Origin of the sequence: Sphingobium sp. B2, assembly GCF_007693735.1 — a bacterium.
Classification (GTDB): domain Bacteria; phylum Pseudomonadota; class Alphaproteobacteria; order Sphingomonadales; family Sphingomonadaceae; genus Sphingobium; species Sphingobium xenophagum.
In genome coordinates this window covers 1258662-1271788 of the sequence record NZ_VDBZ01000001.1, presented here as the reverse complement: position 1 = coordinate 1271788, position 13127 = coordinate 1258662, and the positions used below count along the sequence as shown (strand labels likewise).

10 protein-coding genes are annotated in these 13127 nt (G+C 63.9%); 7 read left to right on the top strand and 3 right to left on the bottom strand.

The annotated features are described in order from the left end of the window. Nucleotides 1–87: 87 nt before the first annotated feature. The 3 genes from FE851_RS06235 to FE851_RS06225 are packed head-to-tail and all read left to right on the top strand — an operon-like array spanning nt 88 to nt 3136. A complete protein-coding gene (locus FE851_RS06235; protein WP_145200767.1) occupies nt 88–1263 on the top strand; it encodes a vWA domain-containing protein in 1176 nt (391 codons plus the stop codon). Continuing rightward, complete coding sequence (locus tag FE851_RS06230) at nt 1263–2243, top strand: 2OG-Fe(II) oxygenase (RefSeq protein ID WP_145200764.1); 981 nt, start codon at nt 1263–1265, stop codon at nt 2241–2243. The genes FE851_RS06235 and FE851_RS06230 overlap by 1 nt, the downstream gene beginning before the upstream one ends. Beyond that, nucleotides 2240–3136 carry a DUF817 domain-containing protein gene (locus FE851_RS06225; protein ID WP_145200761.1) on the top strand — a complete coding sequence of 299 codons (897 nt, stop codon included), beginning with the start codon at nt 2240–2242 and terminating at the stop codon, nt 3134–3136. Before FE851_RS06230 ends, FE851_RS06225 begins: the two co-directional genes overlap by 4 nt. 49 nt (nt 3137–3185) lie before the next feature. On the opposite strand, the gene FE851_RS06220 is transcribed toward FE851_RS06225, so the two are convergent. After that, the gene (locus FE851_RS06220) at nt 3186–4271 is read right to left on the bottom strand and encodes an anhydro-N-acetylmuramic acid kinase (protein ID WP_145200758.1); all 1086 of its coding nucleotides are present in this window, start codon (nt 4269–4271) and stop codon (nt 3186–3188) included. 54 nt (nt 4272–4325) lie between these two features. Here FE851_RS06220 and tyrS point away from each other — a divergent pair, with 54 nt between their 5' ends. Both tyrS and FE851_RS06210 read left to right on the top strand, forming a co-directional pair. Beyond that, the gene (gene tyrS / locus FE851_RS06215; protein WP_145200755.1) at nt 4326–5543 is read left to right on the top strand and encodes a tyrosine--tRNA ligase; all 1218 of its coding nucleotides are present in this window, start codon (nt 4326–4328) and stop codon (nt 5541–5543) included. 76 nt (nt 5544–5619) lie between these two features. Beyond that, nucleotides 5620–5973 (top strand): PilZ domain-containing protein, encoded by a 354-nt coding sequence (locus tag FE851_RS06210; protein ID WP_145200752.1) that lies wholly within the window; start codon nt 5620–5622, stop codon nt 5971–5973. On the opposite strand, the gene FE851_RS06205 is transcribed toward FE851_RS06210, so the two are convergent. Further along, nucleotides 5936–7018 (bottom strand): mechanosensitive ion channel family protein, encoded by a 1083-nt coding sequence (locus tag FE851_RS06205; RefSeq protein ID WP_145200747.1) that lies wholly within the window; start codon nt 7016–7018, stop codon nt 5936–5938. The genes FE851_RS06210 and FE851_RS06205 overlap by 38 nt on opposite strands. A 51-nt stretch (nt 7019–7069) precedes the next feature. Beyond that, entirely contained in the window at nt 7070–9133 is a 2064-nt protein-coding gene (gene recG / locus FE851_RS06200) for an ATP-dependent DNA helicase RecG (protein ID WP_145200744.1), read from the bottom strand. A gap of 87 nt (nt 9134–9220) precedes the next feature. Here recG and FE851_RS06195 point away from each other — a divergent pair, with 87 nt between their 5' ends. Together FE851_RS06195 and mfd are read left to right on the top strand one after the other, a co-directional pair. Next, a complete protein-coding gene (locus FE851_RS06195) occupies nt 9221–9487 on the top strand; it encodes a succinate dehydrogenase assembly factor 2 (RefSeq protein WP_145200741.1) in 267 nt (88 codons plus the stop codon). Between the two features lie 124 nt (nt 9488–9611). Then, a complete protein-coding gene (gene mfd, locus FE851_RS06190; RefSeq protein ID WP_145200738.1) occupies nt 9612–13088 on the top strand; it encodes a transcription-repair coupling factor in 3477 nt (1158 codons plus the stop codon). Nucleotides 13089–13127: the final 39 nt, after the last annotated feature.

Sequence of the window (13127 nt, the reverse complement as noted above, 5' to 3'; positions counted from 1 at the left end):
TAACCATGCACTGCAACACTTAATATTCCGACAAGCGCTGAGTCCGGCCACTTGCATCATGCGCCGCGCTGCCCGACAAAGGCGGCCATGCTGCTCAATTTTCTCGATGCGCTCCGCGCCGCCGGCATCCCCGCCAGCATCAAGGAGCATCTGCTGCTGCTCGAAGCGCTGGACCGCGACGTCATCGAACGGCGGCCGGAGGATTTCTATTATCTCGCCCGCGCAACCTATGTGAAGGATGAAGGGCTGCTCGACCGCTTCGATCAGGTATTTGGTCAAGTGTTCAAGGGCGTGCTCGGCAGTTCGGGCGTAGAGGCGGAAATACCGGAGGAATGGCTGCGACTGGTCGCGGAAAAATATCTCAGCCCCGAAGAGATGGAAAAGATCAAGTCGCTGGGCGACTGGGACGAGATCATGGAGACGCTCAAGAAGCGGCTGGAGGAACAGCAGGAGCGGCATCAGGGCGGCAATAAATGGATCGGCACCGGCGGCACCTCCCCCTTCGGCAATGGCGGCTATAATCCTGAAGGCGTCCGGATCGGCGGAACGAGCCGGCACAAGCGCGCGATCAAGGTGTGGGAAAAGCGCGACTTCGCCAATCTCGACAACACAAAGGAGCTGGGCACCCGCAATATCAAGGTCGCGCTGCGTCGCCTGCGCCGTTTCGCGCGCGAAGGATCGGCGGAGGAACTGGACCTGGATGAAACCATCCGCGGCACCGCGCGGCAGGGCTGGCTCGACATCAGGATGCGGCCCGAACGGCATAATGCAGTCAAGCTGCTGCTGTTTCTGGACGTCGGCGGATCGATGGACCCGTTCGTCAGGCTGTGCGAGGAGCTTTTCTCCGCCGCGACCAGCGAATTCAAGAATATGGAATTTTTCTACTTCCATAACTGCCTGTATGAAGGCGTGTGGAAGGATAATCGCCGCCGCTTCGCCGAACGTACCCCGACCTGGGACATCCTCCACAAATATGGCCATGACTATAAGGTGATCTTCGTCGGCGATGCGACGATGAGCCCCTATGAGGTCAGCCATCCGGGCGGGTCGGTCGAACATATGAACGAAGAGGCGGGCGCGGTCTGGCTGCAACGGGTCGCCCATACCTATCCCGCGACCGTATGGCTCAACCCCACGGCCGAAGCGCATTGGGGCTATAACCAGTCTATCCGCCTGATCCGCGAATTGATGAACGACCGCATGTATCCGCTGACGATCGAGGGCATCGACGCGGCCATGCGGGAGCTGACGCGCAAGCGCTGATGGCGACGATCGTGGCCGAAGCGCTGGCGCTGCTTCAGCGTGGCGACAGCGCGTCGGCGCATGGGCTGATCGACGCGGCTTGTGCGCGCGGCGATGGCGATGCGCTGGCGATGCGGGCGCTCTGGCGGGTCGAGGGGCGATGGCTACCGCGTGACCTGGCCGCCGCGCGGGTGGATCTCGCCGCCGCCAACAGCATCGGCGCGGCGCGGATTCTCGCGGGCTTCCTGGCTTCCGGCATGGGTGGCGCACGCGACTGGGCCGGGGCGCTGACGATGCTCGACGACTGGGCGGATCGCGACCCGATCGCGGCCGGGCAACGTGCCCTGATTGCGGCAATGGCGATCGACGCCCATGGCGATCCGCTCGCCTGGCCGACACCCGAACCATTGTCCGACAGCCCGATGATCCACGCCCTGCCCGGCCTGCTCACGCCATCGGAATGTGACCTGCTCGCCAGCCTGTCCGACCGCAGGCTGCGCCCGGCGCTGATCTTTCATGAAGGGCAAAAGCGCTTCGTCGCCGATCCTGTGCGCGATTCCGACGCGGCGGGATTTCCCATCGTGTCCGAATGGCCCGCCATTCACGCCATCAACCGCCGCCTCGCCGCCGCCAGCGGCACCACGGTCGAACAGGGCGAAACCCTGCAAGTCCTGCGCTACCGCCCCGGCCAGCAATATCGCGTCCATCTGGACGCCGTGCCGGGCCTTTCCAACCAGCGCAGCCTGACCCTTCTGGTCTATCTCAACGACGATTATACTGGCGGACAAACCCACTTCACCCGCCTTCCGCTCTCCCATCGCGGTCGAAAGGGCGATGGACTGCTCTTCGCCAACATCCTGCCCGATGGACGCCCCGACCCGATGAGCGAACATGCCGGGCTGCCGGTGCAATCGGGGATCAAGCTGATCGCCAGCCGCTGGATACGGCAAAGGCCACCGGACGGCCTGGACGGCTTTGGCCAGCATGAGGCGATGGCATGAAGCGGGTGCCTGCCGATCAGACCCGCTTCGCCCGTATCCGCCTTGTTCTCGAGCAGGCCGCCGTCGCACCGGGTTGGCGCGGCCTGCTTTTCGAATGCCTGATGTTCGGTTTCAAACAGGGCTGGGCCTGCCTGTTCGGCGCGCTGATCCTCGCGCTGTTGCTGGGCACCCATTTTTTCTACCCGGCCTCCGCGCCCCTGCACCGCTATGATTTCCTGACGCTGTGCGCCCTCGCCATCCAGATCGGCATGATTGCATTCCGGTTGGAAACATGGCGCGAAGTCGCGGTGATCGGGATATTTCATGTCGTCGGCACGGTGATGGAATTGTTCAAGACGGCAGCAGGCTCATGGGTCTATCCAGAGGCCAGCCTGCTGCATATCGGCGCGGTCCCGCTCTTTTCCGGCTTCATGTATGCCGCGGTCGGCAGCTACATCGCGCGGGTCTGGCGCATCTTCGACTTTCGCTTCAGCGGCTACCCGCCGCGCTGGACCAGCTTCGTCCTCGCCATCGCCATCTATATCAATTTCTTCGCCCATCACTGGCTGCCCGATGTCCGCCTGGCGCTGTTCGCGATTACGGCCCTGTTGTTCGGGCGCTGCCAAATCTGGTTCAGGCCGCTCCACCGTCACCGCGTGATGCCGCTCCTGCTCGGCTGGTTTCTCGTCGCCCTTTTCATCTGGTTTGCGGAAAATATCGCGACCTTCGCCAACGCCTGGAACTATCCCGATCAGGCGGCAGGCTGGCGTATGGTGTCGCCGATGAAAATGGCGGCTTGGTATCTGCTGATGATCATCAGCTTCGTCCTCGTGTCGCTGGTGTCGCCGATCCGGCGGCCGCCACTGTCCTACCGCGATCCGACAAGCTATGATGCGTCAGCCACTTTGCGATAGGATCACGCTCACATAATATAATGTCGCATTTGCCGGGAAATATGCGAAGTTAAGCCCGAAACAGCACCCCGCCCGTCATCGGCTCCGGCGCGCCCGTCGTCCCCGGAAAGCTGATCGGCAGTCCCGCAAGATGGCGCACCGCCATATAGGCGAAACCCTGCGCCTCCAGCGCGTCGCCGTCCCAGCCCAGCACATCGACCGACCGGACATCGACCCCGCACCGCTCGGCCAGCATCGCCATCAGCGTCCTGTTATGCCGCCCGCCGCCCGCGACATGCAGGCACAGCGGCCGCTCCGCGAGATGGTCGATACCGCGCGCGACCGCCGCTGCGGAAAAGGCAGTCAGCGTCGCCGCGCCATCCTCCAGATCCAGCCCCTGCACCGCTTCGATCGTGAACGCCTCACGGTCGATGCTTTTGGGCGGCGGCGCGGCAAACCATGGGTCGGCCAACATCGCACCCAGCCGCGCCTCATCGACGCGCCCTTGCGCCGCGCAGGCCCCGCCCGCGTCATAGGCCATGTCGCCATGTGCCTGCATCCAGTTGTCGATCAGCCCGCTCGCCATCCCCGTATCGAAAGCCGTCAGCGCCCCGTCCGATCCGATTGCGGTAATGTTGGCAACTCCGCCCAGATTGAGGATAGCCACCGGCTTTTGCAGCCCGGCAGCCAGCGCGCGATGATAGACCGGCAGCAGCGGCGCGCCCTGCCCGCCCGCCGCCACATCCGCGCTGCGCAGGTCACCGACGACCGCGATGCCGAACGCCCCGGCCAGCGCCGCGCCATCGCCGATCTGCCAGGTCCAGCGCCGGTCGGGCCGGTGCGCGACGGTATGGCCGTGAAAGCCGATGACGCCGACATCCTCCGCCACATGGCCGCTCCGCCCCAGCAGGTCGGCCACCGCCTCCACATGCAATTCAGTAAGCTCCGCCTCCACCGAGGCGATCAGCGGCTCGAACCCCGGCGCATCCATCGTCATGGCGCGAGCGCAGGCTTCGGCCAGCCGCACCCGGAAGCCGTCCTGATAGGCCTGCGCATGAAAAGCGACCGGCTTGACCAGCCCATCCCCATCCGTCTCGATCAGCGCCGCGTCGATCCCGTCGCGCGATGTCCCCGACATCAGGCCGATTGCCAGCATTTACGACTCTCCGCCTCTTTTACAGCCGCCCTCCCAATGCTACAGGCGCGCGCCATGAGCAACTATCAGTCCGACCTCCTGCGCCTGCTCGACACGCGCGGCTATATCCATGACGTCACCAATGCGGCGGGTCTCGACGCGCTGGCGCAAAAGGAGATCGTACCGGGCTATATCGGTTTCGATCCGACCGCCCCCTCGCTCCATGTCGGCAGCCTGGTGCAGATCATGATGCTGCGGCGGATGCAGCAGGCAGGGCACAAGCCGATCGTCCTGATGGGCGGCGGCACCGGCAAGATCGGCGATCCCAGCTTCAAGGACGAAGCGCGCAAGCTGCTGACCGACGATCTCATCACGTCGAACGTCGCCAGCATCAAGCGGGTGTTCGAAAAATTCCTGACCTTCGGCGATGGTCCGACCGATGCGGTCATGGTCGACAATGCCGACTGGCTCGACGCCCTGGAATATATCCCCTTCCTGCGCGACATCGGCCAGCATTTCTCGGTCAACCGGATGCTCAGCTTCGACAGCGTGAAATTGCGGCTGGATCGCGAACAGTCGCTCAGCTTCCTCGAATTCAACTATATGATCCTGCAAGCCTATGACTTTCTGGAACTGTCGCGCCGTTCGGCCTGCCGGTTGCAGATGGGCGGATCGGACCAGTGGGGCAATATCGTCAACGGCATCGAACTGGCGCGCCGGGTCGATGGCACCCAGGTCTATGGCCTGACCAGCCCGCTCATCACCACGGCGGACGGGGGCAAGATGGGCAAGACGATGAACGGCGCGGTCTGGCTCAACGCCGACGCGCTGCCGCCCTATGATTACTGGCAATTCTGGCGCAACACCCAGGACGCCGATGTCGGACGCTTCATGCGGCTGTTTACGGACCTGCCACTGGACGAGATTGCCCGTCTGGAAGCCTTGCAGGGAGCCGAGATCAACGAGGCCAAGAAGATTTTGGCCGATGCCGCCACCGCCATGGCCCATGGCGCGGAAGCTGCCGCCGCTTCGGCGGAAACGGCCCGCAAGACTTTCGAGGAAGGCGCGTCGGACGCGAACCTGCCGACCGTCAGCATCGGCGCGGAAGGGTTGACGGTGGTGCAGGCCAATGTCGCGCTCGGCTTTGCCTCGTCGAACAAGGAAGCACGGCGCAAATTGCTGGAAAATGCGATCCGGGTGAACGGGAACGTGGTAAACGATCCTGCCCTGACCCTCAAACCGGGGGACAAGGTCAGTTTCGGCGCGAAAAAGCATGGGATCGTGGTCGCCTGACGGGGAAATAATGCTAGGGGAAAATTAACCGTCCCCGGTAGCATTGCGTCCATCTTCGTCCCCCTAGGCTGCCACCATGTCTTCGCTGTTCGCCAACCTCAATCATGTCATGCGATCGCGCGATCCCGCCGTGGATCAGCGCCGCGCGCCCCGCGATCTGGTTGACATGGTCAGCCACGTCACCGCGCGCGGCCGCACCCATGGCGTGCGCATCATCAACATATCGCCGCTTGGCGCCATGAGCCGCAGCGATGGCGGATTGCTGGTGGGCGAGCAAATGACGATCTGGCTGCCGATCGTAAAGGACCATCCCGCAGAAGTCCGCTGGGTCGAGGATGGACGGCTGGGCGTCGAATTTCTGCGACCCATCCCGCCCCGTACCTATGACGCGCTCATGGCGCTCGTCCCTCCGCGCCGGACGGCGTGGTAAACATCCCGTCCGCTTCTATCCGCTGACGGGTACGCACCAGCGCTTCGGGCATATCCGTGCGCAGGAAGGACAGCATCGCTTCGCGCACCTCGCAGCGCAGGTCGAATGCAATGCCTGCATTGCGGGCACTCAACAACCCCCGCAACTCCAGCGCATCGGCGCGATGGTCGGTCACCTGCAGGATGGCGACGCGCTTGTCCCAGCGGGCATTGGCGCCGGTCACTTCGATGAACTTGGCGCGAATGCGCTCCACATCGGCGGTCGGGTCCACATAAAGAAATATGGTGCCCAGCAGGTCGGACGTTTTCGTCGTCCAGTTCTGGAACGGCTTTTCCAGAAAATAGGATACCGGCACCACCATCCGCCGGTCATCCCAGATATGGACGACCACATAGGTCAGCGTAATATCCTCGATCCGACCCCATTCCCCCTCCACGATCACCACATCGTCCAGCCGGATCGGTTCGGAAAATGCCATCTGGATGCCCGCAATCAGATTCTTGAGCGCCGGCTGGGCCGCGGCGCCAACCGCCAGACCGACCAGCCCCGCCGACGCCATCAACGTCACGCCCACGGCGCGGACACCGGGAATGGCGATCAGCATCATCGCGATCACCAGTACCGCGACGATGCTCTGGGTGATGCGATAGAGGATGCGGACCCGCGTATGACGCCGCCGGGCCTTCAGATTATCCTCCACGCTCATGTCGGCCTTGTGTTCGATCATGCTGCGCAGCGCGCGCAGCCCACGCAGGACGAGCCAGCCGACGAGCAACGCGAAGATCATCTTCGACCCGATGGACCAGAACTCTTCGACACGCGGTCCCATCTCGATGGACTTGAGGCCACCCGCCAGAGCCATCAGCACAACCAGCCATCGCGTCGGCTGGAATATTTCCGGCAATAGCAGCGGGGTCATGCGGGCGCGGACGATCCGCAACGCAACGGCATAGATCGCCCAGTGCAACAGGAATGCCACGCCAACGGCGATGCCGATGGATAGCGCCGCCATGGGCGTGATGTGGGTCATGCTGATGTCGGTCATGGGATGCGAACGTGGTGCACCCTCATTTGTTTCGCAAATGCAGCATTTTTCCTAGCCGCCGCGCAACAGCCCCACCGCCGCATCCCGCTCGAACAGATAGAGGCAGGTCCGTGCCGCCTGTCCGCGCGGGCTGTCCAGCCCACCGTCGCGGTCGATCAACAAATGCGCGTCATCCCGCGCCGCTTCCAGCAACGATGCCAGATGCTCGGGCGTAGCGAGCTTCAGCTGCTGTTCGCCCGACTGGCGCGTCCCCAGCACTTCACCGGCCCCGCGCAGCTTCAGATCCTCCTCGGCAATGCGAAAGCCGTCATTCGTTTCCCGCATCAGCGCCAGCCGCGCCCGCGACGTCTCGCCCAGCGCATTGCCGCGCAGCAGCAGGCAGACGGACGGCTTGTCGCCGCGTCCGACCCGCCCACGCAACTGGTGCAACTGGGCCAGGCCGAACCGGTCCGCGCCCTCGATGATGATCAGGCTGGAATTGGGCACATCGACGCCGACCTCGATCACCGTGGTTGCTACCAATATCTGCGTCCGGTTCGCGGCAAAGGCGTCCATCGCCGCGTCCTTTTCCGGCCCTTTCATCCGGCCATGGACCAGTCCCACCCGGTCGCCAAAGCGCAGCTTCAACGATTCAGCCCGCGCTTCCGCCGCCGCCTGGTCGCTCGTCTCGCTCTCTTCCACCAGCGGGCAGACCCAATAGGCCTGCCCCCCGCCCTCGACATGGCGGGCGAGCGCGTCGACCACCTCGTCCAGCCGCGTCGCCGCCATCACCACGGTCTGGATCGGCTGGCGACCGGGCGGCATCTCGTCCAGCTTCGACACCTCCATCTCGCCATAATAGGTCAGCGTCAGCGTCCGGGGGATCGGCGTTGCCGTCATCACCAGCAGATGGGGCGCGCGTTCGGCCTTGTTGGCCAGCATCATCCGCTGGGCAACGCCGAAGCGATGCTGCTCGTCAATCACGGCCAGGCCCAGATTCTTGTACTGCACCGCTTCCTGAAAGATCGCATGGGTGCCGACCAGGATGTCGATGCTGCCATCGGCCAGCCCCATCAACGTCGCCTCACGCACCTTGCCCTTGTCGCGCCCGGTCAGGATGGCGATCTCGACTGGCAGGCCCGACGCCATTTTGCGCAGCGTCTCATAATGCTGGCGCGCCAATATCTCGGTCGGGGCCAGCATCGCTCCCTGCATCCCGGCCTCGACCGCGTTGAGCAATGCCATCAACGCCACCAGCGTCTTGCCAGACCCGACATCGCCTTGCAGCAATCGCAGCATCGGCGTGGCCTGCGCCATGTCGCCCTCAATCTCGCCAAAGGCCCGCCGCTGCGCGCCGGTTGGCGCGAAGGGCAGCTTGAGCATTGCGCGCAACCGTCCGTCGCCCGCGATCGGCACGCCGCGCCGCCGTCGAGAGGATTGCCGCACCAGCATCAGCGCCAGTTGTCCCGCGAAAATCTCGTCATAGGCCAGCCGTTCGCGCGCCATGGCGTCGGACGGGTCCGCATGGATGCGGGCCAGCGCCTCGCGCCAGCCCGGCCAGTCCTTGCGGGCCAGCAAGCTGGGTTCGATCCATTCGGGCAGGTCCGGCGCGCGGGCCAGCGCCTGCCGCACCAGATCGCGCATCCGGTTGTTGGTCAGCCCTTCGGACAGGCCATAGACCGGCTCGCGCGCGGGAATGGTGGCCGCTTCGTCGGGCGGCAGAACATGGTCGGGATGAACGATCTGAAGATTGTCGCCATAGGCTTCCAGCTTGCCCGATACGAATTTGGGTTCGCCCAGCGGCAACAGCTTGCGCGGCCAGGCGCTGTTCCGGCCGAAATAGGTGAGCGACACGGGATTGCCATGCCTGTCGGTCGCATGGACGCGGAACGGCGCGCGGGCGCTGCCGCTCGCCCGATAATCCACCGGGGTCAGGACGATGCCGATCACCCGGCCAGCATCGGCCATATCCAGTTCGTCGGTCAGGACACGATCGACCCAGCTGACCGGCAGATGGAACGCCACATCGACCGCGCGCGCCAGCCCCAGCCGCTCCAGCGGGCGGGCCAGCGCCGGTCCAATGCCCTTAAGGACAGAGATTTCGGCAAAGAGCGGATTGAGAATATCGGGTCGCATGTCTATCTGGCCAGCATCTACTCCAGCCGGGACGATGGCACAAACATCCGATCGGCTTTTTCGGCGTGCCTGCAAAAGGAACAAATTGTGAACGATAATCCCCTGATGCGCCGCCTGAAATTCCGCGCCTGGCACCGTGGCACGCGCGAAGCCGATTATGCGGTCGGCGGCTTTTTCGAGCGCTATCATCAGGAGTGGAACGCGGATGAAATCGCCTGGTTCGAGCGGTTCATGGATGAACAGGACGCCGACATCATCGGCTGGGCGCTGGGCACCATCCCCGTGCCGGACGAATGGAAGGGGCCGATGATGGACAAGTTCCTGAAGCTCGATTTCGTGAAGATTGAAAACTGACAGTTCCCCTCCCGCTTGCGGGAGGGGCTAGGGGAGGGCCTGTCTCTCCCATCCTTAACAAACCCTCCCCCGACCCCTCCCGCAAGCGGGAGGGGAGCCAATAAGGAGAGGGAAGAGTAACAAAATGACCGATCTCCAGAAAATCCTCCGCGCCAAAGCGCCGCTGACCCTGTCGGGCGTTCCTGCCGGGTTCCAGCCCTGGCTACTGGCGGACATCGCCCGCGCCGCGCATGGTGCAGGTTCGGCCCGCGCCGTGTTCGTAGCCTCCGACGAACAACTGATGCGCGCAATGGCGGAAACGGCGCATTATTTCGCGCCGGAGATCGAGATCATCGAAATCCCGGCCTGGGACTGCCTGCCCTATGACCGCGCCAGCCCTTCGCTGCGCACCGCGTCGGCACGCCTGGCTGGCCTTCACGCCTTGCAGGTCAAGCCCAAAGGCCCGCAACTGGTGCTGACCACGCTCAACGCCCTGACGCAGCGGACGCTGACGCCGTTTCGCGTCAGACAGTTGGTGGCGAAGCTGGCGCCCAAGGAGCGGATTGCGATCACCCGCCTTGCCGACATGCTGCAAGCCAATGGCTATGTCCGCACCGATACCGTTCATGATCGCGGCGAATTCGCGATTCGCGGCGGCATTGTCGATCTGTTTCCGGGCGGTGAGGATCAGCCGTTGCGCCTCGACTTCTTTGGGGACGAGATTGAGACGGTCCGCCGGTTCGACCCGACCGATCAGCGCACCACCGGCAGCGTGGAAGGCTTCACCCTGCTGCCAGCGTCCGAAGCGTTGCTGGACGAAGATACGATCAAGCGCTTTCGCGGCCGCTATCGCGAAATATTCGGCGCGACCGCGACCGGCGATCCGCTCTATCAGGCGATCAGCGAGGGGCGGCGGCTGTCGGGCATGGAACATTGGCTGCCCCTGTTTGAGGAAAAGCTGGTTCCCCTGTCCGACCATCTGGGCGACGATGCCGTCATCATCCGCGACCATGGCGTCGTCGGCGCGGCGGATTCCCGGTTTGAGGCGATCAGGGACTATCATGCCAACCGGGTCCAGGCGAAATCGTCCGATCCGGGCGCCTATCGTCCGCTCAAGCCCGATCTTCTCTATCTCGACGCTGCCGAATGGGACGCGGTCGTCGCCCGCTGGCCGATGCACGTCGCGACGCCATTTCACGAACCGGACAGCGCCACCGTGCTGGACTTTGCGGTCGATGGTCCGCGCGATTTCGCGCCGGAACGGGCGCAGAACGCCAATGTCTACGACGCGGTCGGCAAGCATATCGCGGCGTTGCAGCGGACGGACAAGAAAGTCGTAATCGCCAGCTATTCCGCCGGTGCGCGCGAACGGCTGTCGGGCCTGCTTGCCGACCATGGCGTCAGGCGCATGGCAGCGGCGGACGATTGGCAAGAGGCGCTGGGGCTGGCCGCCAATGGCAGCGTGGTGCTGACCATCCTGCCGCTCGACCATGGTTTCACCGCGCCCGACGTCGCGGTGCTGACCGAACAGGACATGCTGGGCGATCGCCTGGTCCGCCGGGCCAAGCGCAAGAAGAGCGCCGATGCCTTCCTCGCGGAACTGGCGACCCTTTCGCCCGGTGATCTGGTGGTTCATATGGACCATGGCATTGGCCGTTATGAAGGACTGACCCAGATCCCGGTCAGCAAGACGGCGCATGACTGCGTAGCGCTCAGCTATGCTGGCGGCGACAAGCTGTTCGTGCCGGTCGAAAATCTCGAAGTCCTTTCCCGCTATGGCTCCGACAGTGAAGGCGTGGGCCTCGACAAGCTGGGCGGCGAAGCGTGGCAGCGGCGCAAGGCGAAGATGAAGGAGCGCATCCGCGAAATTGCGGGTGAACTGCTCAAGACCGCTGCGGAACGCGCGCTGCGCGCGGCTACCGTCGCTGAACCGGACAATGCAGGCTACCCCGCCTTCGTCGATCGCTTCCCCTATCAGGAGACGGAGGATCAGGAGCGCGCCATTCTGGACGTGATCGAGGATCTGGGCGCTGGCAAGCCAATGGATCGGCTCGTCTGCGGCGATGTGGGATTCGGCAAGACCGAGGTGGCGTTGCGCGCGGCCTTCGTCGCGGCGATGGCGGGGATGCAGGTCGTGTTGATCTGCCCCACCACCCTGCTGGCGCGCCAGCATCATATGCAGTTTGAGGAGCGCTTTCGCGGCTTCCCGGTCAATATCGGTCGCCTCTCCCGCCTGGTCCCCGACAAGGAGGCCAAGGCGGTCAAGGCGGGCCTTGCCGACGGCACGGTCGATATTGTCGTTGGCACCCACGCGCTGCTGACCAAGGGTATCGAGTTCAAGCGGCTGGGTCTGGTCATCGTCGATGAAGAACAGCGGTTTGGCGTGACCCACAAGGAACGGCTGAAGGCGCTCAAGACCGACGTGCATGTGCTGACCCTCACTGCCACGCCGATCCCGCGTACATTGCAGATGGCCATGTCCGGGCTGCGCGAACTGTCGGTCATCCAGACCCCGCCGGTCGATCGCCTGGCGGTGCGCAGTTACATCATGCCATGGGACGGGGTGGTGATCCGCGAAGCGCTGCTGCGTGAACATTATCGCGGCGGGCAGAGCTTCTTCGTTGTGCCCCGCATCGCCGACCTGACCGAGATCGAGGAGTATCTGCGCACCGAAGTGCCGGAAATCAAGGCGATCGTCGCGCATGGCCAGATGAGCGCGACGCAGGTGGAAGAACGCATGTCGGCCTTTTACGACAAGCGCTACGACGTGCTGCTCTCCACCACCATCGTCGAATCCGGGCTGGATATTCCCAGCGCCAACACGCTGATCATCCATCGCGCCGACCGTTTCGGCCTCGCCCAACTCTATCAGTTGCGCGGTCGCGTGGGCCGGTCCAAGACCCGCGCCTACGCCTATATGACGACGCCCGCCAACCGCATCATTACCGAAACGGCGGAAAAGCGGCTGAAAGTGCTGTCCGACCTCGACACGCTGGGCGCTGGTTTCCAGCTTGCCTCGCACGATCTCGACATTCGCGGCGCGGGCAATCTGGTCGGCGACGAACAGTCCGGCCATATCCGCGAAGTCGGGTTCGAACTGTACCAGTCGATGCTGGAAGAGGCGATTCTGGACGCCAAGGCAGGCGGCGCTGGCGTTGAAGCGCGCAGCGACAGCTTCTCACCCCAGATCAGCGTCGATGCGCCGATCATGATCCCCGACGATTATGTCCCCGACCTCGACCTGCGCATGGGTCTTTATCGCCGCCTGAACGAGATAGAGGATCGGCAGGGGCTGGAATCCTTCGCCGCCGAACTGATCGACCGTTTCGGCAAGCTGCCCGCCCCTACGCAAAACCTGCTCAAGATCATCGAGATCAAGCAGAATTGCGTGAAGGCGAACATCGCCAAGATCGACGTCGGGCAAAAAGGCGCGCTGGTCAGCTTCTTCGAGGATCGCTTCCCCAATCCGGCGGGCCTGGTCGCCTATATTCAGCGGCTGGACGGTGTGGCCCGGCTGCGACCTGACAGCAAGGTGGTGGTCAACCGCAACTGGGCCGATTCCGCAGCTCGCCTCAACGGCGCGCTGCAATTGTCGAAGGGTCTGGCCAAGGCGGCGGCATGACGAAAGCAGGCTTTTGTCGTGCGCCAGCAATGGCCGGGA

Excerpts from the sequence above, each read along its gene's own strand:
- mfd (WP_145200738.1), top strand. The coding sequence starts at position 9,612 with ATGACCGATCTCCAGAAAATCCTCCGCGCCAAAGCGCCGCTGACCCTG.
- FE851_RS06220 (WP_145200758.1), bottom strand. The coding sequence starts at position 4,271 with ATGCTGGCAATCGGCCTGATGTCGGGGACATCGCGCGACGGGATCGAC.
- recG (WP_145200744.1), bottom strand. The coding sequence starts at position 9,133 with ATGCGACCCGATATTCTCAATCCGCTCTTTGCCGAAATCTCTGTCCTT.
- FE851_RS06205 (WP_145200747.1), bottom strand. The coding sequence starts at position 7,018 with ATGACCGACATCAGCATGACCCACATCACGCCCATGGCGGCGCTATCC.
- FE851_RS06235 (WP_145200767.1), top strand. The coding sequence starts at position 88 with ATGCTGCTCAATTTTCTCGATGCGCTCCGCGCCGCCGGCATCCCCGCC.
- FE851_RS06225 (WP_145200761.1), top strand. The coding sequence starts at position 2,240 with ATGAAGCGGGTGCCTGCCGATCAGACCCGCTTCGCCCGTATCCGCCTT.
- FE851_RS06230 (WP_145200764.1), top strand. The coding sequence starts at position 1,263 with ATGGCGACGATCGTGGCCGAAGCGCTGGCGCTGCTTCAGCGTGGCGAC.
- FE851_RS06210 (WP_145200752.1), top strand. The coding sequence starts at position 5,620 with ATGTCTTCGCTGTTCGCCAACCTCAATCATGTCATGCGATCGCGCGAT.
- tyrS (WP_145200755.1), top strand. The coding sequence starts at position 4,326 with ATGAGCAACTATCAGTCCGACCTCCTGCGCCTGCTCGACACGCGCGGC.